We start from the raw sequence: 25809 nt of genomic DNA on the forward strand, positions 1-25809 counted from the left end.
TAAAAATTTCAAATTATCTATTGACATAAGTTCCAAATGTATTATAATGGAATTAAGTTATCAGCGTGCAACCAAATTTTAGTTTTGGGCAAAAGCTGAAAAGGTTTAAACCTTTTCGGCTTTTTTTTGTTTTTATTTATGGTTAACTGATGAGCGTACGGCATTGGCTAATCATAATTATTATAAATTTTACGGGGGGGTTTATTAATGTCTAAAGGTAATAACAAAGTATTAGCAAAGTTACAAAGACTAGGCAAAGCTCTTATGACTCCAGTAGCTGTAATACCAGCAGCTGGTTTATTAGTAAGACTTGGTGCTGCTGACTTGCTTAACATACGTTGGATGAATGCAGCCGGAAATGCTATAACTGGTAATCTGCCAATTATATTTGCAATAGGTGTAGCCGTAGGATTAGCTAAGGAAAACAATGGTGTATCAGCCATAGCAGCTATAGTAGGTTATAAAGTAATGTATGATGTAGCTGGATTTAATGCCAGTTTAAATATGGGTGTTTTACAAGGTATTTTAGTAGGTATTTTAGCAGCTTATTTATATAATAAATATAGAGCTATTAAGCTTCCTGACTTTTTAGGTTTCTTTGGTGGTAAACGATTTGTTCCTATAGTAATGTCTTTTTACAGCATGTTCATAGGTATAGCATTATACTATGTATGGCCACACTGTCAGGGTGCTGTAAATGCATTTGGTAACACATTAGCTCATGCTGGAGCATTAGGTGCTGTAATATTTGGTTTCTTTAACAGACTATTGATTCCATTTGGACTTCACCATGTTCTTAACACATTATTCTGGCAGCAATTTGGATCATTTACCACACCAGCAGGTCAAACTATTATTGGTGACTTTAACAGATTCCTTGCTCAAGACCCAACTGCTGGAACTTATATGACTGGTTTCTTCCCTATAATGATGTTTGGTCTTCCAGCAGCATGTTTAGCTATGATTCATACTGCTAAAATACAAGACTTAAAAGCTAAAAAAGAACTTTCCGGTATGCTTCTTGGATTAGCATTTACTTCTTTCTTAACTGGTATAACTGAGCCAATAGAATTTTCATTTATGTTCTTAGCTCCTGGATTATACGTTGTTCATGCAATTCTTACTGCAAGTTCGATGGGTATTACCTGCTTGCTTGGAATAAAAAATGGGTTTAGCTTCTCGGCAGGCTTCTTTGATTATCTTTTAAACTTTGGCATAGCATCAAAGCCAGTACTTTTATTCGGAATAGGTTTAATTTATGCCGTACTTTACTACTTCGTATTCAGATTCTGCATTGTTAAATTTAACCTATCCACACCTGGTAGAGACATGGAAGAAGGAACTACTTCAACTTTATCAAGCTTAAGTGATTCAGATCTTACACCTAAAGCTGCTGAAATTTTAGATGCTATTGGTGGAAAAAACAATATAGATGTATTAGATGCCTGTGTAACTAGAATAAGACTATCCGTTAACAACGGAAAGATGATTGACGAATCAAGATTGAAAAAATTAGGCGCTACTGGAGTTATGAAACTTGATGATAAGAATTTCCAAATAGTTGTTGGCACTATAGCAGATCCATTAGTAACTCATATGAAAGAATTAATGAAAAACTAACATACATGTAAATATAATTTGTAAAAACCTCAGATATGAAATTTTATATTAAATACCTTATTAATATTGATAACCAATAAAATATGAACATTTCTAAAATTTCCTTTAAATAAATTAATGAGAGAATTTTTGTGTAATCAAAAATCCTCTCATTATTTATTATTAATTTTACTAATTTTCTATCCTTTAATTATAATTCCCATCAAACTAGCAAGTGAAATAGCCTGAGCAGGTGTAACTATAATCCCCTTAACATCTTCAATTCTTGCTGCCATTCCATCAATATCACAACTGCTAAAATCTATTCCCTTTAACTTAACACCATACATCTGACTCTGAGTCATATTTGTATTTTTAAATTCAACTTTAGAAAACTCACTTTCCTGAAAATCAGCAAATGGAAGTTCACATTCACTAAATACTACCTGCTTAAAATTTGTAAATCTAAAAAATGAATATTGTCCATTACACTGATTAAAAACAACATTTCTCATAGTTGATTCGCTTAAATTAATACCAATTAGCTTACAGTTTACAAATTCAACTCTATGTATTGAAGATTCTATAAAATTAACATTTGATAAATCACAGTTTTCAAATCTTATGTCTGTAAATTCACTATATTCAAGTGACACATCTCTAAATACTACATTCTTAAATATAGCTTCTTTAAATGATACTTTCTCAGCATTACAATTTTCAAGATGACACTTATCTATAATTGCTTCTGAAATTGAATCATAATCTGATATATTTTCTTCTGATAATTTGAAAACAGATAAATCATTTGGAATCTTAGGTTTCAATACTTTTATATTATTTTCCTTCACAATAATCAATCCTCTATATTCTTATTTTTATTATAGCTTTACCTTATTATATCAAATTTTATAAGTTTAACATGAAATAAAATAAGTATAATTAATAAAGCCTTGCAAAATGCAAGGCTTTATTAATTATATAAAAATTTTATTTCTTTAAAAGCTCTTTTCCTGATATTCCTGGCTTTGTCATTCCATAAGCATCAAGTATTAAATCCATCTCTGCTTCTTTTAGTAATCCTTCCTTTAATATTAACTCTCTTACTGACTCACCTGTTTTTATAGCAGTCTTGGCAATTCTTGCAGAAGTTTTATATCCTACATGAGGACATATTGCAGTTATTATCCCAACACTATTCTCTACTAAATCTTTGCAACGCTTTTCATTAGCAGTTATACCCTTAATACAATTTTCTATAAAGGTCTCTACACCATTTGCTAAAGTTTCAATAGATTCAAATAAATTATAATAAAGTACAGGCTCAAAAGCATTTAATTCCAACTGTCCACCCTCAGCTGCCATAGTAATAGCCATATCATTACCTATTATATTAAAAGCAACTTGGCTAATTACTTCTGGTATGACAGGATTGATTTTTCCTGGCATTATAGAAGATCCATTTTGTTTTGGAGGAAGATTTATTTCTCCAATACCTGTTCTTGGTCCAGAAGATAGTAATCTTAAATCATTTCCTATTTTTGATAGATTAATAGCGCATACCTTTAAAGCTCCTGATACTGATGCAAAAGTATCTAAATTTTGAGTTCCATCTACTAAATCTTCACATTGAGCTAATTCTAATGATGAAACCTTGCATAGATTTGGAGTAATGTTTTTTACATACTCTTCATCAGCATTTAATCCAGTTCCTATAGCAGTAGCTCCTATACTTACATATCTTAAACTATGCATAGTTCTTTCAATTCTTACTATATCTCTCTTTATTACATCTGAATAAGCTTTAAATTCTTGTCCAAGCCTAATTGGAACTGCATCTTGAAGTTGAGTTCTTCCCATCTTTATAATATGATCAAATTCTTTTGATTTCTCCATAAGAGCTTCATCTAAATTATTTAACTGTCCAATAGCTTTTTCCAAAAGTCTAATAGTTGCAATCTTTCCTCCTGTAGGAATTACATCATTAGTTGATTGCCCCATATTAACATGATCGTTAGGATGAACTATGCTATAATTCCCCTTTTCTCCTCCTAATATTTCTATAGCTCTATTTGCTATAACTTCATTAGCATTCATATTCATGGAAGTACCTGCTCCACCCTGAATTGCATCTGTTATAAATTCATCATGTAGCTTTCCTTCTATAACCTCATCACAAGCTTTAACTATGGCATTTCCTATTTTCCTGTTTAAAAGCTCTATTTCCATATTAGTTATAGCTGCTGCTTTCTTAATTTGAGCTAAAGCCTTTATTAATTCAGGATGTATCCTTCTACCTGTTATTCTAAAATTCTCATAAGCTCTTAAAGTCTGTACTCCATAATAAGCATCCTTTGGTACTTGCTTTTCACCTATGGAATCACTTTCTATTCTATATATCATATAAATCCCTCCACAAATTTTATTATTTTGCTATTTCTACAGTCTTTTTAGCTAAAATATCTGTAGATGATATAAAATCTAAATCCCTTAATTCTTTCTTTAAAGAATCAAACACCAAGGGCAATTCCGTGCATCCCAGTATAATAACGTTAACATTCTGATTTCTAAATTCTTTTAATATATCATTTATATAATCTAAACTAAAGTTTCTCTCCCCAGCTTTTACCCTATAAATTAAGTCTAAAAGCTTTACCTTTCCATCTTCACTAGGTGTAACTATCTCTATACCATATTTCCCGCAATACTTTTCATACACCTTTCCCTGATAGGTTCCAAGAGTAGCTAATAGTCCAACTTTACACTTGCCATACTGGTTAAAAATATACTTTTCAACTTCTTCTATCATATTTATAAAAGGTACTTCTACAGCTTCCACTAACTTATCATAGAAATAATGTGCTGTATTACATGGCATTATAATTAATTCTGCACCGTTATTTCTTAATCTTACTGCTGTTTCTACAAGTTCTGCTATGGGATTTTCCCCTTTACCTAATATAAAACTTGTTCTATCAGGAATACTTACATTATTATCAATAAGTATATGAATGTTCTCTTGATCGCTTTCAGCCTCTGTAAAATCCACGATTTTATTAAATAAGTCCGCCGTTGCTTTAGGTCCCATACCTCCTAAAATACCTACAGTTTTACTCATAACAATTCCCCCATTTTAGTTATAAGGCATATTTAACATTAAGCTTTTGCAGAATTATTTTTGTTTTTTATAGAAGCATTGTCATAATTTAATTCCCCTTCTGTAGCGCCTACCACAATGGATGCTGCCACGTTTCCTGTAACATTAACAGCAGTTCTACCCATATCCAATATTCTATCTATACCCGCTATTAGTGCTGCTCCTTCAAGAGGAAGTCCAACTGATGATAAAACCATCATAAGCATCATAAAGCCTGCTCCTGGCACTCCTGCTGTTCCAACTGAAGCAAGAAGAGCTGTAAGTAAAATTGTAAGCTGCTGTCCTATAGTTAACGGTATTCCATAAGCTTGAGCTATAAATATTGCACAAACTCCTTGATAAATTGCAGTTCCATCCATATTTATAGTAGTTCCAAGTGGAAGTACAAAGCTTGCAATACCTTCTGATACTCCAAAAGTTTCTCTTACAGTTTTTATAGTTATAGGTAATGTTCCTGAACTACTACTTGTACTAAATGCTATGGCTGTAGCAGGTGATGCTCCTTTAAAAAATTCCAATGGAGATATTTTTGAAAAAGCTTTAACAGAGAAAGAATAAGCTATAATTGCATGCAGAATAAATCCTAAATAACAGACTAATATTACCTTCATAAGTGGAAGTAATACCTTAGGTCCATTAGTAGCTATAACTGGTACTATAAGAGCAAATACTCCATAAGGTGCTAAATTCATTATAACCTCAGTAATTTTATACATTATTTCTGCCAAGCTTTCGCAAAACTTTAAATAAGGTTGACCCTTTTCTCCTATATAGGTAGCTCCTACCCCTGTAAATAATGCAAAGAATATAATTTGAAGCATATTTCCTTTTGCTAGTGCATCTACTGGGTTAGTTGGAACTATATCCAATAAAGTTTGTATTAATGAAGGAGCTTCAGTAGCTTTTTGTTGTGCACCTTGAACTAATGGAGCTCCCACTCCTGGCTTAAATATATTAGCAAGAATTAATCCTATTACTATAGCAATTGCAGTAGTAGCAAAGAAATATATCATAGTCTTTCCACCAATTCTACCTAACTTTTTAACATCTCCAATACTAGCTGCACCAACAACTAATGAAGCAAATACCAATGGTACTATGGTCATTTTAATAAGATTTAAGAATAAAGTTCCTATAGGTTTTATATAAGTGGTTGCAATCTTAGGTGCAGGTACAAAGAGTAGTCCCACAATAACTCCCAAGATCAACCCTATCATTATTTTTGTAACTAGACTCATTTTTTTCTTACTCATAGAAAAGCCCCCTAGCTTTTATTATTTTAAATTTGATATACCTAACTTTATAGCTATATCCCCTACTGCCTTTGCTACAACCTCTGCTACCTTTTTATTAAAAGCATCTGGAATAATGTATTCTTCATTTAATTCATTATCCTCTACTATGCTCGCTATAGCCTTAGCAGCCTCTAATTTCATTTCCTCTGTTATAGCTTTCGCCCTAACATCTAGTGCCCCTCTAAATATGCCTGGGAAAACTAAAACATTATTTATTTGGTTAGGATAATCAGATCTACCTGTTGCTACTACTCTTGCACCACCAAGCTTAGCTTCTTCTGGAAGTATTTCTGGCACAGGATTTGCCATAGCAAATACTATGGAATCTTTGTCCATATTTGATACCATTTCAGATGTTAAAACTTTAGGTCCTGATACTCCAATAAATACATCCTTTTCTTTAATAATATCTTTTAACATTCCCTTTTCTAATTTTCTATTAGTAACTTTAGCAATTTCTCTTTGAGCTTCATTCATCCATTCTTCTCCCTCTGCCAAAGCTCCTTTTAAGTCACACATAACTATATTTTTTGCTCCTGCTCCCATAAGCAACTTACAAATAGATATTCCAGCAGCTCCTGCTCCATTTATAACTATCTTTGCTTCTTCCATTTTTTTGTCTACTAATTTTAAAGCATTTATAAGTCCTGCTAAAACTACTATAGCTGTACCATGTTGGTCATCATGGAATACAGGTATATTTAATTCTTCTTTAAGTCTTTTCTCTATTTGAAAACATCGTGGAGCAGATATGTCCTCTAAATTTATTCCTCCAAAGGTTGGAGATAGATACTTTATTGTCTTAACTATTTCATCTACATCCTTAGTATTAAGACATATAGGAAATGCATCTATGTTGGCAAATTCTTTAAATAAAATTGATTTTCCTTCCATAACAGGCATAGCAGCTTCTGGTCCAATATCTCCAAGACCTAATACTGCTGTTCCATCTGTTACCACTGCTACTAGATTCTTTTTTGCTGTATACTTATAAACATTATCTACATTTTCATGAATTTTTTTGCATGGTTCTGCTACCCCTGGTGTATATACTACACTTAAATCCTTTTTATCTTTCACTGATATCTTAGATATTACTTCTATTTTCCCCTGTTTTTCTTCGTGAAGCTTTAAACTAATTTCCTTATAGTCCATATGAATCTCTCCCATCATAAATAATGAGTATGTTAAACTTTATACTATTTATATATCAATTGGCCAATTGATTATTTTACTTCTATATTTATCATACCTTATATAATTATTATTTTCTATATTATGTAATTATAGTAACCATTTTGTAAATAAATTTATTATTGTTAAGTTCATCACTCAATATTGAGAATATTTAGATAACTATAAAGAACATCTGAATCTACCTGTAGAATTCATTTCATTAATTATAAAAACCTTAACAAATATAGGCACTTGTTAAGGTTGTCCACAAATTATTTGCAAGAATAAATTTTATATCTTGAATTTTTTCTTGCAATACTATTTTATTATTTATATACATTGTTAATTTTTTCTCTATGTTACTTCAAAGTATTCTTTTTAATTCATTATATGTATTAATTTGTATATAGTTTTAGGCCTTCCTATTTCTCCATATTCTATATCTCTATTTAATTCTCCAGTAAAAGTCATATATTCTAAATACCTTCTTATAGTAACCCTTGAGAGCTTCATTTCTTCTGCTATTTCTTCACAAGTAAAGCATTCCTCATGACATTCTTTTAAGAAATTTTTTAATCTTTTCAGCGTTCTATCATTAATTCCCTTTTGCAGTTCTTCACTTGAATTAGGGATACTCTTCTGACTAGTTATTTTGTCTATATCTTCTTGATTTACTATAGATTTTGTAGTTAGCAGCTTGTACCTAACTTTAAACTTATTTAAAGCTTCTTTAAACCTCTCATATTCAAAAGGTTTAATAAGATAATCTATAGCTCCTAATTTTAAAACTTCATTCAATTTATCTGCTTCATCTGCAGCAGTAACCATGATTATATCTGTACTAATACCAACACTTCTTATTTGTTTTAAAAAACTTATTCCATCTAATTTAGGCATATAAATATCTAATATAATTAAATCTATATTATTAGTTTCTATCATTTCTAACGCTTGTTTCCCATTATCAGAAATACCTATTACACTAAATCCCTCAATACTTTCCGTATATTTTTTATTTATCTGTGCCACCATAGGATCATCTTCTACTATCAGCACATTGATCATTTTTACTCCTCCTTTGGAATACTAATTATAAATTCGGTTCCCTTTCCCTCTTCTGAAAAGGTCTCCACTTTTCCTCCTAAGTTTTCTACTGCATCCTTTAAAAGAGCTAATCCTGTCCCCCTATTCTCCCCTTTTGTAGAAAATCCTTTATTAAATATAAGCAAAATATTTTCCTTACTTATGCCATCTCCTGTATCTTTTACTTTTACTAATATTTCTTTCTCATTTTCGCCTACAAAAGCTTCTACATTTTTTTCATTTTTTTCACTAATACTTACCGCTTCCATAGCATTTTCTAATAAATTTCCCATTATAGTTACTAAAACATGACTATTTATTCTTCCTCTTCTTTTTTTTATATTACTATTAGGATTAATAATAAGCTCTACTCCCATTTCCTTTGCCCTACTTATTTTCCCTAAAATTAATGCAGCAATAGTTGTATCTTCAATCTTGTTCATTACTAAACTTACCTTTTGTTGCTGTGCTTTAGTTTGATTTAATATATATTTTTTTGCTTCATCCAATTCTCCTATCTGTATAAGTCCTAATATTACATGAAGCTTATTCATAAATTCATGATTGTTAGCCCTCAGTGCCTCAACTACCTGCCTTACTCCTGTTACCTCTTCTGCCAATCTAGTTAATTCGGTTTTATCTCTAAATATAATAACTGCTCCTATAATTTTATCCCTTTGCTTTATTGGAATTCTGTTAGTTAATATAACTGTATCTCTTATAACAATTTCTTTATTATAATGAGCTTTTCCATCTATAAATACTTTTGGCAAATTTGAATTGGGTATTATTTTAATAATATCTTCACCTAATATTTCTTTCTCTTTTATTTTTAATATATTTACAGCAGCTGTATTATAAAAAGTTATTTTTAAGTTTTCACCTACTGCAATAATTCCCTCCTCTAAAGTGTCTAAAATCTCTTGCTTTTGAATAAATAATTTTGATATCTGTTCAGGCTCATATCCTAAAAGGGAACTTTTTACGCTTTTTGATATTATAAGAGATCCTACACTACCTATAAGCAATCCGGATAATATTAACATTAAAAATACTATAACTATTTCATACCTTGCTACTTCTAAATTTGTAGTTAGTACCTTTGATACTACAAAACCTATTGGTACATTATTTCTGTCTCTTATTGGTACAAAACATATGATAAGCTTGCCAAAACTTTGTATCATTTCTCTTAAATTATCCTGATTTTCAATAGTAACTTCACTACTTATATCCCTATCTTTTCCTAGGGTGATATTTTCAATTTCTGAATTACCATAACTATTCCCATTTAAATCTGATACAATTATTGAATCTATATTTTTTGCTGAGTCTATTACATTTTTTATATACGCTTGTACCTTGTCTTTACTATTTTTATTCTTAAGAGATTCTAATACTAAAGGAGATTTTGACACTATCTTACTTATATTCATTAGGTTTATCTCAGCATCTTTTCTAACCCAAGACATTCTAAGTTGAAACATAAATATAACTGTAATTATTAAAGCTATAAAAACTACTATTATATTTAACAATGTTATTTTAGTTCTTAGCTTAATTTTTATATTTTTCATATGTATTCTCCTTTAATTTAAGCTAACATTCTAGCCTATTAAAGAAATATTTTGATATTTTTTCATTATTTTAATAATATAGTAATATAAGCATATATTCAAGTGAAGTAATTACACATTCCCTCTATTATAAGTTTTCCGTCACCAGCTATTGTTACAATGGCATACAGTGCATCTTTATACAATATCATATCCTTAAGTCCTGTATATTTTTCATGAATTTCCTTTGAATAGTTGAATCTTTCTTTCAATTGACTTAATTAACCACATCACCTAGTAAAAACCAAAAAGGAAAATCCTCATTATTAGAGAATTCTCCTCTTATACTTACTTTTTAATAACAGATATCCAAACTTCTTGACGATTCTCTTGCATATAACATTCAATAACTGGAAGATCAGCCAATTCGTATCCTGAATTAGGTAGCCATTCAGTATAAAATTGTTTATATACTTTCTGTGTAGCCTCTGGTAATTCTCCATTTGCTTCAAAGATTACCCATGTTGCAGCAGGATAAGAAATTTCTTTCATTCCTTCAATTACTGGAACATGTTTGCAGTTTGGTACATCAACATAATTTGTTACTGCTATAATATAGTCCATGTCATCTGACTCTCCCCATTGACCCCCTTGAGCGATTCCTAAAAATCCTGTGGGTTTATAGTCAGGAAAATTCTCTAAGAACCTTTTCATAGTTCCATCCTTCCATGAGTTTTCCCATATCTGTGGAATCACTTCAAATGCTGTTGATGTTTTTATTTTGTGTGATACTCCCATTACCATAAATGCAGGCCATTGTTCAATTTGATAATTCATATGATTTTCTCCTTTTATTGTAATTTGAAAGGAGAGCTTAGGACAAGATTTCAACCGAACCGTTTCGTTCCTAACACTTGAAGGCAGTACTCCGTGAAACTTTTTAAACGCCCTCGTAAAGGAATCTTGAGATTCATATCCATATTTTAAGGAAATATCAATTATTCTTTCTGTACTATTTAATAAATCGAAGGCTGCCATGGTTAAACGTCTGTTTCTTATATATTCAGATAAAGGCTTGTCTGCTATATATGAAAACATTCTTTGATAATTATAAATAGAGCACCTCGCAATTTTTGAAATAATTTCATAAGATATTTTACCTGTAAGATTTTCCTCTATGTAATTTATTGACTCATTCAATTGCTTAACCCAATCCAATCTTCTCACTTCCAATTCAATATTATCCTTTTTACAATAACCCTACTCGATATTTTGTGCCGTATTTTGTAGATTTACTATATATAATTTACTTGGTTTAAATTATAAAAGTTTAACGTATTTTTTAATAATTTAGATTATAACACATTTAACCAATCATCATCTAAAACTACCATTTTAATTTGATTTCCTCAACCAGCTAAATCCTTGCATTAAACAAAATAAAAGAAGAACTAATTTCCTATTACTTCAATAGTTACACAAACCTTTTCTAATTCTGCTATACTTCCTATTAAACTTACAATTACTTTTATTTACTTATAACAACTTATATATTATTGACAAATCACTTACACTTCATTATAATTTACTTATATAGTGTTATATTTCAGAGGTGATTCACATGTATCAAGAAGAGAGAATGCAGCTAATAATAGATTATTTAAACAAAAATAAAAGAATAAGCGTAGATCAAATATGTAAATTATACGATGTTTCAAGAGACACCGCCCGCAGAGACTTAGTTAATCTAGAAAATCAGGGTGCTATTATTAGGACTCATGGTGGAGCAATACTTCCAGTACCAAAGGAAGATGTAAAAAGCTATTCGGAAAGACTCTTATTTGATGTGGAAGAAAAGCATAAGATCGCCAAATTAAGCGCTTCTCTCATAAAAGAAAAGGATACTGTTATTTTAGATACTTCAACAACAGTTCAAGCTTGTGCAGAACTACTAGAAAATAAAGAATGTACTATACTTACGAACTCAATAAATGTAGCAGATATACTTTCTAAAAAGCCTAATATAAAGACTTTTTTACTTGGAGGAAAGCTAAACAATGAGCATAGATACTTATATGGAAATGCTACAGTAAACATGTTGTCATATTATTTCGCTGACAAGGCAATTTTAGGTGCACTGGCCATCTCTTCTAATGGTATTACTGTTGCTGATGATGAGGATGCTGCAGTTATGCGAAAAATGATAGAACAGTCTAAAGAGTCTATAGTTTTAGCAGATCACAAAAAGTTTAATAAAACAGCAAGCTTTAAAGTATGTAATCTTTGTCAGATAGATTTAATAATTACTGATCAATATCCTGATAAAGAGTTTATGAAAACTTTGGAAGGAAACAATGTAAATTTAATAGTAATTGAATAATGTGAGGTATGTATAATGAAACTTATTGCCACAGATTTAGATGGAACTCTCCTAAATTCAAAACATGAAGTAAGTAAAGAAAATGCAGAGGCTTTAAGATTAGCCCAGGAAAACGGAATAGAAATAGCAATTGCAACAGGAAGAACTTACTCTGATGCTATTCATATATGTAAAAAAGCCAATATTAATGCCCATATAATTTCAAATAATGGTTCATTAGCATTCTCTAAGGAAGGTAAAAAACTAAAATCCTGTACTATAGATAAGTCATCCCTTGAGCATGTATTAAATTGGCTTTATGAAAATGAATATGCTTTTGAAATATGTACAGATAAAAATATATTTTTACGACATGATACAAAATCAATATTAGAAAAAGACTTTAAGGAAGCAAAAATAAATAATCCTTCTATTCACATGAATATAATCAACGATATGATAAGCTTAATATTCTCTCAAGAAGGTATTAAATTTATAAAATGCAAGGATGATATCTTAAATTCAAATTTAGATTTTTGCAGCATAACTGTAGTTTCTTTTAATAAAAGTAAACTTAATTACGGTAGACAATATTATGAACAATTTAAAAAGTTATCTATGGTAATTTCCAATGAGTATAATTTTGAACTAATTAATAGCAATGCCTCCAAAGGTAATTCTTTAGAACATCTAGCTAATTACTTAGGCATTTCATTAAAAGATGTTACAGCAATGGGTGATAGCTACAACGATATATCTATGTTTAAAAAAGCTGGTATAAGCGTTGCAATGGGAAATGCTAAAGATGATATAAAAAATATATGCAGCCATGTTTCAATATCAAATGATCTCAATGGAGTTGCTCATTTTATTCACAAATTAATGAACAAATTAAAGCTTAAATCAACTCCGGCGTAACCATTTGGGCGTGACGGAGTATTTAAAGGGTGTAGATTAAAAATTTAATCTACACCCTTTTTCACTAAATATGATACTTTCTCTTGCCTCTTAATTTTTAAAATATCTAGACATCATTTATTATTTTCTTCCTGGAGTATAACTTCCTGGTGAAACATTAAATTTTATGTCTTTTCCGTCACTAGTGGCTATAATATTTCCGCCTTCATCAGTTCTATATAATTTTACGCCCATGCTTTTTAACTTGTTCATAGTCTCCTTATGAGGATGTCCATAATCATTTCCTTTTCCTAAGCTAACTACTGCATATTTAGGATTAACCTTATTTAAATAAACTGTGGATGAAGAAGTACGACTTCCATGATGCCCTAGCTTTAATACATCTGCTCTTACATCAAAGCCTTTAGCTAAAATTTCCTTTTCAACAAGACTTTCTGCATCTCCTGTAAATAAGAAAGAGTTTTTACCATAAGTTGCTTTTATCACTATTGAATAGTTATTTACATTATCATAATCTTTACTATTAGGCGCTAAAATCATGCATTGTACTGCTCCTAATGCAAATTTTTCTCCAGCTACAGGAGCTTTGGCCTTTATTCCCTTCTTTTTCATAGCCTGTACCACATCTTTAAATGTTACTGTGTTAGCTGTCTTTTTAGGCATATACATAGTACCTATTTGAAAATTATCTATTACTCCATCCATACCTCCAATATGATCTTCATGAGGATGTGTAGCTACTAAATAATCTATTTTTTTAACTCCTACCTTTTTTAAATAACTTATTAATGTGTTTGTTGAAGCATTTGTACCTGCATCAATTAACATGTTCTTATCTTCATATTGTAAAAGTATACTATCTCCTTGACCTACATCAATGTAATGTATCTTTAAATCACCTTCAATTTTACTATTACTTTTGTCCTTATTTTCCCCTACTTTTACCTTTGTATCTTTGGTGTTAGTACTAGTTGGTGTACTACTACACCCTACCATAACTACCACAAACATTACTAAAATTAAAGCTTGTATAGTTTTAAACCATTTTCTACTTAAATTACCACATCTTCTTTTCATATTTTCACCTCTTAAATTCTTAATTTCCATAAAATAATTATATTGATTAATTATAGGTATGTACAGCTTTTAAAAAAATTGCTTCGCAATCTTTTTTGTTTATTCTTTTCCTGTTTTATAAGATTGAATTAACTTCTCTGGAAAACCCTTTTTCTTCATTTCAACTATAATAGCTTCATAGTTATAAGCTATTTCTATAAATTCTACTTCAATATCCTTATTTTCTTCAATATTTAATAAAACATAAGTAGAATTAGGTCTACCAATTTTAGGCTTTCCTATACTTCCTTCATTAATTATAATTTTATTATCATACTTTTTTAAATAGGGTATATGAGTATGGGCACATACTAAAATATCTCCCTTAAATTCCTGCATTACTTCTTCTACTTCTTTACTATCTTCTTTTAAATATTCATTAATAGACCTTGTACTACCATGAACAAAAGTTATATTTTTACCTTCAAACTCCATAGTCAAAGTTTTAGGTAAATTATTCAAATATTCCCTATTATCTTCTCTAAGCATTGAAACCGCATATGGTAATGAAAACTTATTTATTTCTGTATCCCTAATATAAACAAACTTATTCTGAACTACAGAAGCATCATAATTTCCTTTAACTGATATGATTTTTTTCTCTCTTATGTAATCTATCACCTCATTAGGATATGGTCCGTAACCAACAAAGTCTCCTAGATTTATTATTAAATCCACTTTTCTTCTTTCTATATCTTCTATAGCATTTTTTAGAGCAATAATATTTCCATGAATATCTGATATAACTGCTATTTTCAAACCTATTACCTCCCTACCTAGAATAAACTTCATAAATTTATTAACCAAAAATGAACTAAGACATATTATATACTATAAACACTAATTCATCAAAATGATATACAGAACTAATGATTAGAAACTGCTTTACTTTTCCTCGTAAAATTGCGGATAGCTTTTAAAAGCTATCTGCTTTTTTACTAACTAGAATAATATTTTATCTATTGATAAAACTAATTAAAGGAGGTGTTCTTTTATGATACAATTAACTCAAAAAGAAACTATGCTATTAAAAGACTTAAAAAGCCATGAGGAACTATGCATAAGTAAATACAATGACTATGCAAGTAAAGCTCAAGATGCTCAACTTAAAGACATGTTTAATAAACATGCTCAACATGAACAGCAACATTTAAATACTATAACTACAATACTTAGTGGCCAAATACCTAATATGCAGCAAAATAGTGGGAATGCAAATAATAATGCTAGTTCAGCTTCTCAAAATAACTTTACTGCAACTCAATCTACTGCAAACAGTCCTATGGACGCAAAACTTTGTGGTGACTTACTTATGACCGAAAAATATGTCTCTGGAACTTATGACACTAGTATATTTGAATTTAGAGATACAAACATACGACAGGCCCTAAATCACATACAAAAAGAAGAACAGCAACATGGAGAAGACATATTCAATTATATGCAAAGTAAAGGGATGTATAATCCGCAATAGAACATATGAAATAAAAATGAGTATAAAGTCTAGTAAGCTTTATGCTCATTTTTTCATTGTCCATAAGTTTCTATTATTGTTCTTTTCTAAATTCTACTCTTATTTTACATGTCAATACTTAACAAAAGTTATTACTCTACCTAAAATAAATTTCATTTTAGATTCTATAAAAATAATTTAATTATATAATTTTACTAATAATATAACTTTTAATAAAGAAAGAGAGTAATTAAATGAAAAATGTTAAAGTTTCAACTTTAGGATTTGGCTTTATGGGGAAATTACACACCATTTCCTATAAAAGTATGCCCTATTGCTATTATAATTTTCAATACAACATTGAATTAGATAAGCTATTAACCACAAGAGATATTAACACTATATCTACAGGTTACAATTCTCATGTAAATAGTATATTAGATTTAAAAGATGCTGATATGATTGATATATGTACTCCAAATTTTATGCATAAAGATCAGATAAATGAAGCTATATTATCTGGAATTAAAAACATATATTGCGAAAAGCCTATTACAGGCATATACGATGAGGAAAAAGAAATAGTAAAAATGGCAAAAGATAAAAGTATAAATAATCAGGTTGGATTAGTTTTAAGATTTTTACCTATAGTAATAAGAACCAAAAAAATTATTGAAGAAGGAGTAATCGGAGACATTATAAACTTTAATGCACATATTTATCATGAAAGCTACTTAAATCCAGATAGGCCCATATCTTGGAGACTTGAAAAATCTAAAAGTGGTGGTGGAGCTTTAATTGATCTAGGAATTCATATAATAGATCTAATTCAATACATTTTAGGACCAATTACAGAAACTGAAGGATATACTAAAACTTTCATAAACAAACGTCCATCTGAAAACGGTATTAAAAATGTAGATGTAGATGATTTTGCTCATTTAGATGTTTTGGTTAATGAAAAAACACAAGGTTGCATAGAAGTTTCAAGAGTATTTGCAAGTGGTGGTGAAGATACAAGCATCATAATATATGGAACAAAGGGCTCTATAAACCTTAATACCAAAAATCCTGAAAGCTGCTTTTTGTATATTTTAAACCAAAATGCATGGCTTAGTAGTGAAAACTATAAATTTAAGGATAGTGAAGATGATATTAAATTTTTATGGCCACTTGGTAAGTTTTCATTGGGTACTATGGTAAACAGTCACATGGCATCTTTATTTTGTTTTATGTCAAGAATTAATGGTAAAACTTTTAATTTTATAGAACCTCCAACATTTGAAAGTTCAGCAAGTGCTCTAAAAGTTATTGATGATTGTTATAACTCAATCACCAAATAATTATAAAAAGGTAGTGATAACTTGACAAATAAAGATAAGATTTTTGATACTCTAAAAAATCTTACTAAGAAATGTATTGATAATGGTGAACCTGGTGTAACTGCCATACAAATTAGCACTTACCTTAATATACAAAGAAATACTGTCAGTCATTATTTAAATGAACTATATAAGGAATGTAAAATACTAAAAATAAATTCAAGACCAGTGTATTTTTTAGATAAGAGTGTTTATGAAAATAATAAAATTAAATATAAAAGTGTTAAAACTAATAAAATAGAAGAATACAAGGAGCCTTCAAAGGATAGTCCATTTATTAAACTTATTGGATATAGAGGAAGCTTAAAATCACAGGTAGAACAATGTAAAGCTGCTACTTCCTATCCTAATAATGGTCTTCCAATTTTACTCACAGGAGAAAGTGGAGTTGGAAAAAGTTTCATGGCTCAACTTGCATATGAATATGCTAAAAGTTGTAGTTTTATAGGTAAAAATGCATCCTTTATTATATTTAACTGCGCTGATTATTCACATAATCCTGAACTATTGTCTGGAAACCTCTTTGGATATCAAAAAGGAACTTTTACTGGAGCAAACTCAGATAAACCAGGACTAATTGAAGAAGCAAATGGTGGATATATATTTCTTGATGAGGTTCACAGGCTCCCTCCTGAAGGTCAAGAAAAACTATTTTTGCTTATGGATAAAGGTATATTTAGAAGGCTTGGAGACACAGGAAAATTTAGAACTACTTCTTTAAGATTTATATTCGCTACAACTGAAATTCCAGAGAAAGCATTTTTACCAACATTTTTAAGAAGAATTCCTGTTATTATTAATATGCCTAATTTATCTGATAGGCCTATTAATGAAAGATTAGAAATTATATATGAATTTTATAAAGATGAAGCTAAGCATATTGAAAAAGATATATTAATAACTAACCAAATACTTAATCTACTTTTATCTTCTAAAATTAACGGAAATATAGGTACACTTATAAATACTATAAAATATACCTGTGCTCATGCTTATATTAATAATGAAAAAAAGTCAAAACAAATTACTATTCGTTTAAGTGATCTCCCTCAAACAATATTATTAGATAATACTTTAATTAAAAAAGACTATAACTTTAATGCTATGCACATATGTCATAAAACTGATGCCGACTTTAATAGCATTAACTTTATAAATAAGGACGAAAATATTGATAGTGCCTTTAGCAAAATAATAAACTCAATAATAAATTATGAAAGTAACCATCTAAATTATACAGAACTTATAAAATCTATAACATTATCAATAAATTCTATATCTGATGAGCTTATGTTTAAAAAGGAACTCTATGATACTAATTCAATATATTCTAGTATTGTAAAACTCAACGTTGAAAATGCCCTTAAAGTTATGGAAAACAATTATGGATTAAAGTATTGTGAAAATATTTCAAATATATTATGTCATTCATTGAATTATTTTTATGAAAATTCCTATAAAATTTCAAAGGAAAATATAATTGTCTATAATGAAATATATTTTTCTCTTAAAAAGATTTTCCCCAAACCCTATATTATTGCAGATAAGTTTTTAGATATAATAGAAACTAATATTGATTACAACTTTAATATTAAAGTTAGAATTTATATTACTGTATACATTGCAAGTCTAATTAATAACAATTCAAGCCAAATAAATTCTATAATAATAGCTCATGGTCCCTCTACAGCAAGCAGCATTGCAAGTGTTGCAAATAAACTACTTGGAGAATTTGTTTTTCAATCTTTTAATATGCCTATTGAAATACCTATAGAAAAAGTAATTCAAAACTTAATTGAGTATTTACAAAATATAAATACTAAAAACGGTATTATAATTCTTGTAGATATGGGATCTCTTATGGAAATATATAAGCCATTATTGAAGGTTATCTCTGGTGATATTGGAATTGTTTCTAATATCACAACACAAGTTGCATTTGATGTTGGAAATAGAATTATTTTAGGACAGCCAATTGAAGAAATTCTTCAGGAAACAACTAAAAGAAATAAAATTAATTATAAATATATAAAGTCATTACATCTTAAGAAAAACGCTATACTTACTATTTGTATATCAGGTATAGGCACTGCTGTTAAAATCAAAAATTTACTAAAACAATGTATTAATGATGACAATATAGAAATTATAGCCTATGACTATAATAAGATAAAAAACAATGGTATTGAAGATAAAATATTTAACACCTATAATATTATGCTTATTATTGGAACCGTTAATCCTTTTATTAAAGAAATACCTTATATAAATCTAGAAGATTTAATTTCTGGTAAGTGTAAAAGCATATTAAACAGTGTACTAGAAAATATAATAAAAAATAAAAACTTGGAAGAAATAAATAAAAATATTGTTAAGGCCTTCTCATTACAAAATGTTTTAAACCAACTTATTATACTAAATCCTAATAAATTAATTGATCAAGTAGAAGAAGTAATTTCAAAGCTAGAAATGGGCTTACTAGTTAAATTTAATAATGATTTAATCATAAGCCTTTACATTCATACTTGCGTTCTTATAGAGAGGCTTATTATGAAAGATTATTCAGTGTCATATAGTAATGATGAAAGCTTTGTTAAGTGTCATAAGGATTTTATAGAAATAATAAAGAAATCATTTAGTGTCATACTGAAAAAATATAAAATTCAGATTCCTATAAGTGAAATACAAATTATATATCAAATAATTCATGATAAAGTTGATAACTTCAGCTATTAAACGCTTTACCACTTCATTGGTATAAAGTTTGCTATATAAATATATAAAAATAGAATAAATATTGGGGGAAATTATAATGTACTATAAATTAATGGGAAACGCCTCTTATGCGTATTTCCATATTCCTAAAGGCACAAACCTAGCAGGTTATAGTGACAGGCCCACTGGATGCTTAGGAACACATGACATGCTGGCAACTAAATCACTTACAATAACCAATGGTGATGAAACTATAGTTATAATAACTAATGACTTATTATCTGTAGATAAAGAAATGGTTCAAGGTGTTGTAGAAAATATAAATGAAAGATATTCTATACCCGAAAAAAATATATTTATTTGTGCTTCTCATACCCATTCTGGCCCTGAAATAACGGGATTTGAAATTTATGACTACGATAAAAAAATAGATGAAAATCATAAAAAATTAAAAAAAGAAATTATAAATATAATTTCCCAAAATGCATTAAAATCATTAGATAATCTAGTACCAATAAAAATAGGATTTGGTAAAGGACAATGTGATGAAATAGCATGCAATAGAATTGATAAAAACTTTAAAGTTGATAAAAACGTTTACATTTTAAAAATATTAAAAACCTCTGGAGATATTTTAGCACTTATTATTAATTATTCTTGCCACCCTACTGTAATGGGTTCTAATAACCTATATGTAACAGCTGACTTTGCTGGAGTTGTTCAAAATCTTATAGAGAAACACTATAAAAATAACTGTATTGCTATGTTTACAAATGGTGCTTGTGGAGATCAAAGCACTAGATATACAAGAAAAGAGCAAAGTTTTAAAGAAGTTAAGCGACTTGGAAACATTCTTTATAAATCTGTAGTCAATATTGCAGATGCAATAAATAAGTATGAAGATACCATTTCCATGGAATGTATTAAAACAACTTATGAGTTTCCTATGAAGGACTTACCAAATTATAATGAAGCTTTGACAAGATATAGAGAAGCAAAACTTTTAAAAGAACAAGCTTTAAATAATAATGTTTCATCAGCAGAAATTAGAAAAGCAATTACAAGATATCAAGGTGCATCTATTACGCTAAAGCTTATAGACCTTTTTAAGAAAGAAAATAAAATAATTGATTTTATTCATATAATTAAAATCAATAAAATTGTTTTTGTAGGCCTGCCTATTGAATTGTTTTCTGAATATGGATTTAAAATAAAATCTTTAAGTAAATATGAAAATACCATTATAGTAGATTATACAAACAATTTACTTGGATACGTTTACACTCCAGACTCCTATAAAGACGGTGATTATGAAGCATGGTCATCTCCATTTAGAATAGATACAGGTGAAATAATTGTAACGGATGTTCTTAAACTCATAAATAATTTGGAAGATTAAGTAAACAGGAGGGAGTTAAATGTATAATTTATTACTTATATCCCATGGAAATTTAGCTCAAGAATTTTTAAACACACTTGAAATGATAATGGGACCTCAAGATAATATACTACCTTTAGGTTTACAACCAGAAGAAGGAAAAGAGGATTTTGAGAAAAGAATATCTAATGCATGTGAAAAGATGTATATGAGTAATGGAGTTCTTATCCTTGCAGACTTATATGGAGGAACCCCATGCAATTCAGCTGTATTAAAGCTTATATCCAAATATGACAAAATCCAAATACTTACAGGTCTAAATCTTCCTATGCTTATCCAATCAATAATATATAGAGATGAAAATTTAGAAACCGCTGTTTTGAAATTAAAGCAGGATACCAATGATGCTATCTGCATTTTAAACAAGAACTCATTTAAATCTCATGAAGATTAGTCTAACTTATTATCTAAGCTAAAGGTCCTCTAAAGATATTTTTTCACAAAGTAATTCTTAGGTTTAGTCTGATAAAAGGAGGTGTAAAACAACTTATATCCTAATCCTATTAACCTTTAAATAAAATTTGGAGGAGGTATTATTATGAGCGCTTTTCAGATTATTGCTTTAACAATCTACGCATTTCTAGCAATACTTGACTCTCTTGAAACAAATATTGGTTTAAGCAAACCAATACAGGCTGGATTTTTCACAGGAATTATCATGGGTGATATAAGCTTAGGTTTAGCAGTTGGCGCTACACTGCAATTAATGATTCTTGGCGTTGGAACTTATGGTGGTGCTTCAATACCAGACTTTATGACAGGCGCTATTATTGGTACTGCGTTAGGTGTTATTTCTGGCAAAGGATTAGAATTTGCCATAGGTCTTGCAGTTCCTATTGGGCTTTTCCTTGTACAACTAGATGTTCTTGCAAGATTCACAAATACCTATTTTCAGCATAAGGCAGATAAGTATGCTGAAGAAGGCGATACCAAAGGAATAGAGAGAATGAATCTTTTAGGTGCTCTTCCTTGGGGTTTATCCCGTGCTATCCCAGTATTTATAGCATTAATATTTGGTACAGAAATTGTTCAAGGTCTTTTAAAAGTATTTCCAAATTGGTTAATGGGTGGATTGAAAGTAGCAGGAGGAATACTTCCAGCACTTGGAATCGCAATATTACTTAAATATTTGCCAGTAAAAAGATACTTTGCTTATTTACTAATTGGATTCGTTGCTGCTGCTTATTTAAAAGTCCCTATGGTAGGAGTTGCCCTGCTTGGTCTTGCTTTAGCATATATTTTATATCAAAGAAATGAGGCTACTTCCAGTATTATTACAGGAGGCATGGACGAAGATGAATAATAATAAAATAGATGATAAAAAAATAACTAAAAATGATCTTAAAAAAGTAAATTTAAGATGGCTTCTTGCTGGACAGTTAGGATGGAACTATGAAAGAATGCAAGGTTTACCATATTGCTATGCAATGATTCCAATCTTAAAGAAACTATATCCAGATAAAGAAGATCTAAAAAAAGCTCTTAAACTTCATCTACAATTCTTTAACACCGAACCAGATATGGCCCATTTAATTCTTGGAGCCAATATTGCAATTGAAGAAAAAGAAGGACTAAAAGCAGAAGAAGCGATAACTGGTATTAAAACAGGACTTATGGGACCTTTTGCTGGTATTGGCGATACAATATTTGGCGTTATAGGAAATACGGTATTTGGGTCCATAGCATCTTATATGGCTCTAAATGGAAACTCACTTGGAATTTGGATTTGGACAGTATTTCTTCTATTTAGATGGGTAATAAGATGGTGGTTCATAAACATTGGATATTCACAAGGAACAAAACTTGTAACAACCCTTGGCGGAAAATTAAAGAATATAACTGAAGCCGCAAGTATATTAGGAATTACTGTTATAGGTGCACTTATTCCAACAGTTATAAGAGCAAAGGTTCCTTATGTATTTACTACCGGAAAAGTTGAAATGAAACTTCAAGGCATATTTGACCAGATTATGCCAGCCCTAATTCCTGTAGCATTAGTCGCATTAGTCTACTGGATACTTGGAAAAAAGAAAATGACTTCAACAAAAACAATTTTTCTTTTAATGTTACTTGCAATCGTTTTATTTAATTTAAAGATTTTAGCATAATTATATTATCAATTTATAGAAACTGCTTATGCAGTTTCTATAAATTAATTTTATTATAATATAAACTTAATTAAGTTTATAAATTAAATGCAAGGATGTGAAAGTATGGGGATTATTCATATTAGAATTGACGATAGACTTATCCATGGTCAAGTAGCAGCTTTTTGGTGCAACTCACTTAAAGCAAATAGAATAATGGTGGCAAATGATGCAGTTGCAAAAGATGAACTACAAAAAAACGTTCTCAGAATGGTAGCACCTGCTGGAGTTAGAACGTCAATAATAACTAAACAAACTGCTGCAACTAATATTAAAGCTGGAAAATATGATAAAGAAAGAGTTCTATTAATTCTTAAAAGTCCTCAGGATGCCTTAGATTTAATTAATTTAGGTGTAGATATTAAATCTATTAATGTTGGTAATATGGCTCATAAGGATAGAACTATTCAAATTAAAAGATCAATAAACGTTACAGAAGCTGATATTGAAAATTTCAAAAAATTATCAGCTTTAGGTATTGAAATTACTGCAATTATGGTTCCTGACGAACCAGCAACTAGCTTAATGGATTATATTAAAAAAGCTAACAAATAATTTATTATATAATCATTTATAATATGGGAGGATAGCACATGAGCTGTGATTTATATTTTAATGTAATTACAGAAATGATTAATAATCTAAAAGAACACCAAAAAGAAAATATAACTAAAGCTGCAGAAATTATTGCTCACTCAATTATGAAAGGCGGAATTATTCACTCCTTTGGAAGCGGCCATTCCTATGCAGCCGCTATTGAGGTTGCTGGCAGAGCAGGTGGACTTATTCCATCAAAGGCAGTTCAAGAACCCTCCAGGGGTGCATATGAAACTGTTGAAGGTGTTGGAACTAAATATATGGATGGTTTTGATCTAAGAGAAAATGATTGCTTCATTCTAATATCAAATTCTGGCCGAAATCCACTAGGAATTGAAATGGCAAACCATGTAAAGAAACATGGCAATAAAATAATAGTTGTTACATCCCTTGATGTTTCAAAAACTCTAAATTCAAGACATTCATCTGGAAAGAACCTTTATGAATTTGCAGATGTTGTTCTTGATAATATGGGAGTTGAGGGAGATGCAGCCGTCCAACTTGAAGGACTGCCAGTTAAAATTTGTGGAACTTCTTCTATTACAGCAGCAGTTTTGTTAAATTGTGCAGTGCTTGAATCCATTGAAATAATGCTTTTAAAGGGATATACTCCACCTATATATATGAGTGAAAATGTGGATGGAGGACCAGAATTTAATAAAAAATTAACTGAAAAATATGCAGACAGACTACAACGATTAAAATAATGTAATTTCATTTAATTATGTAAATAAACTACACCTCAAACTGTTGGCGTATATACTATGTCAGCAGTTTTTACTTTGAAATATAATTCACAATTATAGGTATTTATTAATTTTATTCCAATATATTCACTAAAGTATTTATTTTTCCATTTAACTATGATAAAATTTTAACAGTCAGTATTCTTTATCCGATGACTACCCGCTCTAATACTCCCATCGCACTCTGTGAAAGCGATTCACACCAAATCAAAGATTTGGGTTCTCTGCTTTTCTTCAAAGTGGGAGTAAAGAGCGGCTACGTCCCTGGATAACGATTTCTAAGCTTTAGTGGGAATAAAAACTCCCTCTGAAGCCAAGAACTCTGTTTATGAAACTGAACTTTTTATTAAAACTAAAAATTAAAAGACTTATATCCCTCTAGGGAATAAGATCGGAGGTATTATTATGTCAGAAAAAATGTTATCAAAGTCTAAGTCTAAATTTAACACTAAACAAATAACTATAATAGGTATGCTTTTTGCAATAACTATTGTACTAGGAGCCACTGGTCTAGGTTTTATTCCTATACCACCTTTTAAATTAACTATAATGCACATACCAGTAATTATTGCTTCTTTACTAGAAGGTCCTATCGTTGGAGGTATTACTGGTTTTCTATTTGGTATTTTTAGCATAGTTCAAGCTATAAATACACCCTCCCCTATATCATTTATATTCTTAAATCCAATAGTAGCGGTACTTCCAAGAATACTTATAGGAATAACGCCCTACTACACCTATAAATTTCTTAAAACAAAATATGAAAAGTTTAATATTGCCTTTGCTACTTTAGTAGGATCTTTTACAAACACTTTAGGAGTACTCGGTTTAATATATGCTTTATATATAAATGCCTACGCAAATGCATTACATATTTCTCACAAGGCTGCTGTAAATACTATACTTGCCCTTGTTTTGAATGGTTTTGTATCTGGTAGTGGAGCCATTTTAGTCTCTGTTCCTGTAATACTGGCTGTAAGAAAAACTCGTTAATATTAATAAAAAGTTATAGTTTCATAAAAAACACAAGGACTGCTCAAGTTAGCAGTCCTTTAAATATACCATTACTTTT

Annotated in this window: 24 protein-coding genes; 13 read left to right on the top strand and 11 right to left on the bottom strand. The window is 29.7% G+C overall.

Translation table 11 applies throughout. The features are described 5' to 3' along the window. Positions 1–207: 207 nt before the first annotated feature. The gene (locus T514_RS0107020; protein ID WP_027624134.1) at positions 208–1620 is read left to right on the top strand and encodes a PTS transporter subunit EIIC; all 1413 of its coding nucleotides are present in this window, start codon (positions 208–210) and stop codon (positions 1618–1620) included. Positions 1621–1799: 179 nt separating this feature from the next. Here the strand turns inward: T514_RS0107020 and T514_RS0107025 are convergent, their stop codons facing one another. From T514_RS0107025 to T514_RS0107065, 9 genes are all read right to left on the bottom strand, one after another. Next, complete coding sequence (locus T514_RS0107025; RefSeq protein ID WP_242850566.1) at positions 1800–2450, bottom strand: pentapeptide repeat-containing protein; 651 nt, start codon at positions 2448–2450, stop codon at positions 1800–1802. 139 nt (positions 2451–2589) lie between these two features. Next, on the bottom strand, positions 2590–4002 hold the full coding sequence (gene aspA, locus T514_RS0107030; protein ID WP_027624136.1) for an aspartate ammonia-lyase: 1413 nt from the start codon (positions 4000–4002) through the stop codon (positions 2590–2592). A gap of 22 nt (positions 4003–4024) precedes the next feature. Continuing rightward, complete coding sequence (gene cuyB / locus T514_RS24070; protein WP_034868379.1) at positions 4025–4717, bottom strand: cysteate racemase; 693 nt, start codon at positions 4715–4717, stop codon at positions 4025–4027. 38 nt (positions 4718–4755) lie between these two features. Next, positions 4756–5994 (bottom strand): dicarboxylate/amino acid:cation symporter, encoded by a 1239-nt coding sequence (locus T514_RS0107040; protein ID WP_034868464.1) that lies wholly within the window; start codon positions 5992–5994, stop codon positions 4756–4758. A 36-nt stretch (positions 5995–6030) separates the two neighbouring features. Continuing rightward, positions 6031–7206 (bottom strand): NAD(P)-dependent malic enzyme, encoded by a 1176-nt coding sequence (locus T514_RS0107045; protein ID WP_027624138.1) that lies wholly within the window; start codon positions 7204–7206, stop codon positions 6031–6033. A 399-nt stretch (positions 7207–7605) separates the two neighbouring features. Then, complete coding sequence (locus T514_RS0107050) at positions 7606–8292, bottom strand: response regulator (RefSeq protein WP_027624139.1); 687 nt, start codon at positions 8290–8292, stop codon at positions 7606–7608. A 2-nt stretch (positions 8293–8294) separates the two neighbouring features. Then, positions 8295–9887 (bottom strand): ATP-binding protein, encoded by a 1593-nt coding sequence (locus T514_RS0107055; protein WP_027624140.1) that lies wholly within the window; start codon positions 9885–9887, stop codon positions 8295–8297. A 98-nt stretch (positions 9888–9985) separates the two neighbouring features. Beyond that, a complete protein-coding gene (locus tag T514_RS26525) occupies positions 9986–10138 on the bottom strand; it encodes a hypothetical protein (protein ID WP_156939826.1) in 153 nt (50 codons plus the stop codon). 76 nt (positions 10139–10214) lie between these two features. Next, positions 10215–11084 carry an AraC family transcriptional regulator gene (locus T514_RS0107065; protein ID WP_027624141.1) on the bottom strand — a complete coding sequence of 290 codons (870 nt, stop codon included), beginning with the start codon at positions 11082–11084 and terminating at the stop codon, positions 10215–10217. A gap of 403 nt (positions 11085–11487) precedes the next feature. Between T514_RS0107065 and T514_RS0107070 the strand changes: the two genes are divergently transcribed. Next, positions 11488–12246, top strand: a complete 759-nt coding sequence (locus T514_RS0107070; protein ID WP_027624142.1) for a DeoR/GlpR family DNA-binding transcription regulator — start codon at positions 11488–11490, stop codon at positions 12244–12246. Positions 12247–12261: 15 nt separating this feature from the next. Continuing rightward, the gene (locus T514_RS0107075; protein WP_027624143.1) at positions 12262–13143 is read left to right on the top strand and encodes a Cof-type HAD-IIB family hydrolase; all 882 of its coding nucleotides are present in this window, start codon (positions 12262–12264) and stop codon (positions 13141–13143) included. A gap of 120 nt (positions 13144–13263) precedes the next feature. Here the strand turns inward: T514_RS0107075 and T514_RS0107080 are convergent, their stop codons facing one another. Continuing rightward, entirely contained in the window at positions 13264–14220 is a 957-nt protein-coding gene (locus T514_RS0107080; protein WP_034868382.1) for a ComEC/Rec2 family competence protein, read from the bottom strand. Positions 14221–14319: 99 nt separating this feature from the next. Next, on the bottom strand, positions 14320–15018 hold the full coding sequence (locus tag T514_RS0107085; RefSeq protein WP_027624145.1) for a metallophosphoesterase family protein: 699 nt from the start codon (positions 15016–15018) through the stop codon (positions 14320–14322). Between the two features lie 235 nt (positions 15019–15253). Here T514_RS0107085 and T514_RS0107090 point away from each other — a divergent pair, with 235 nt between their 5' ends. The 10 genes from T514_RS0107090 to T514_RS0107135 all read left to right on the top strand — a co-directional run bounded on the left by T514_RS0107090 (position 15254) and on the right by T514_RS0107135 (position 25730). Beyond that, positions 15254–15733 (top strand): spore coat protein, encoded by a 480-nt coding sequence (locus tag T514_RS0107090; protein WP_027624146.1) that lies wholly within the window; start codon positions 15254–15256, stop codon positions 15731–15733. Positions 15734–15966: 233 nt separating this feature from the next. Further along, entirely contained in the window at positions 15967–17055 is a 1089-nt protein-coding gene (locus tag T514_RS0107095; RefSeq protein ID WP_027624147.1) for a Gfo/Idh/MocA family protein, read from the top strand. A 21-nt stretch (positions 17056–17076) separates the two neighbouring features. Beyond that, positions 17077–19830, top strand: a complete 2754-nt coding sequence (locus tag T514_RS0107100) for a sigma-54-dependent transcriptional regulator (protein ID WP_027624148.1) — start codon at positions 17077–17079, stop codon at positions 19828–19830. 76 nt (positions 19831–19906) lie between these two features. After that, positions 19907–21208 carry a neutral/alkaline non-lysosomal ceramidase N-terminal domain-containing protein gene (locus T514_RS0107105; protein WP_027624149.1) on the top strand — a complete coding sequence of 434 codons (1302 nt, stop codon included), beginning with the start codon at positions 19907–19909 and terminating at the stop codon, positions 21206–21208. Between the two features lie 19 nt (positions 21209–21227). Then, on the top strand, positions 21228–21641 hold the full coding sequence (locus T514_RS24075; protein WP_051541868.1) for a PTS sugar transporter subunit IIA: 414 nt from the start codon (positions 21228–21230) through the stop codon (positions 21639–21641). Positions 21642–21785: 144 nt separating this feature from the next. Continuing rightward, positions 21786–22550, top strand: coding sequence for a PTS mannose/fructose/sorbose/N-acetylgalactosamine transporter subunit IIC (locus tag T514_RS0107115; RefSeq protein ID WP_242850567.1), 765 nt, complete (start codon positions 21786–21788; stop codon positions 22548–22550). Continuing rightward, entirely contained in the window at positions 22501–23355 is an 855-nt protein-coding gene (locus tag T514_RS0107120; protein ID WP_242850568.1) for a PTS system mannose/fructose/sorbose family transporter subunit IID, read from the top strand. The genes T514_RS0107115 and T514_RS0107120 overlap by 50 nt, the downstream gene beginning before the upstream one ends. A gap of 105 nt (positions 23356–23460) precedes the next feature. Then, a complete protein-coding gene (locus tag T514_RS0107125; protein WP_051541870.1) occupies positions 23461–23949 on the top strand; it encodes a PTS sugar transporter subunit IIB in 489 nt (162 codons plus the stop codon). A 38-nt stretch (positions 23950–23987) separates the two neighbouring features. Continuing rightward, on the top strand, positions 23988–24698 hold the full coding sequence (locus tag T514_RS0107130; protein WP_027624153.1) for an SIS domain-containing protein: 711 nt from the start codon (positions 23988–23990) through the stop codon (positions 24696–24698). 444 nt (positions 24699–25142) lie between these two features. Continuing rightward, positions 25143–25730 (top strand): ECF transporter S component, encoded by a 588-nt coding sequence (locus T514_RS0107135; RefSeq protein WP_027624154.1) that lies wholly within the window; start codon positions 25143–25145, stop codon positions 25728–25730. The last annotated feature ends 79 nt before the right edge of the window (positions 25731–25809 follow it).

This window comes from Clostridium lundense DSM 17049, assembly GCF_000619945.1.
Classification (GTDB): domain Bacteria; phylum Bacillota; class Clostridia; order Clostridiales; family Clostridiaceae; genus Clostridium_AO; species Clostridium_AO lundense.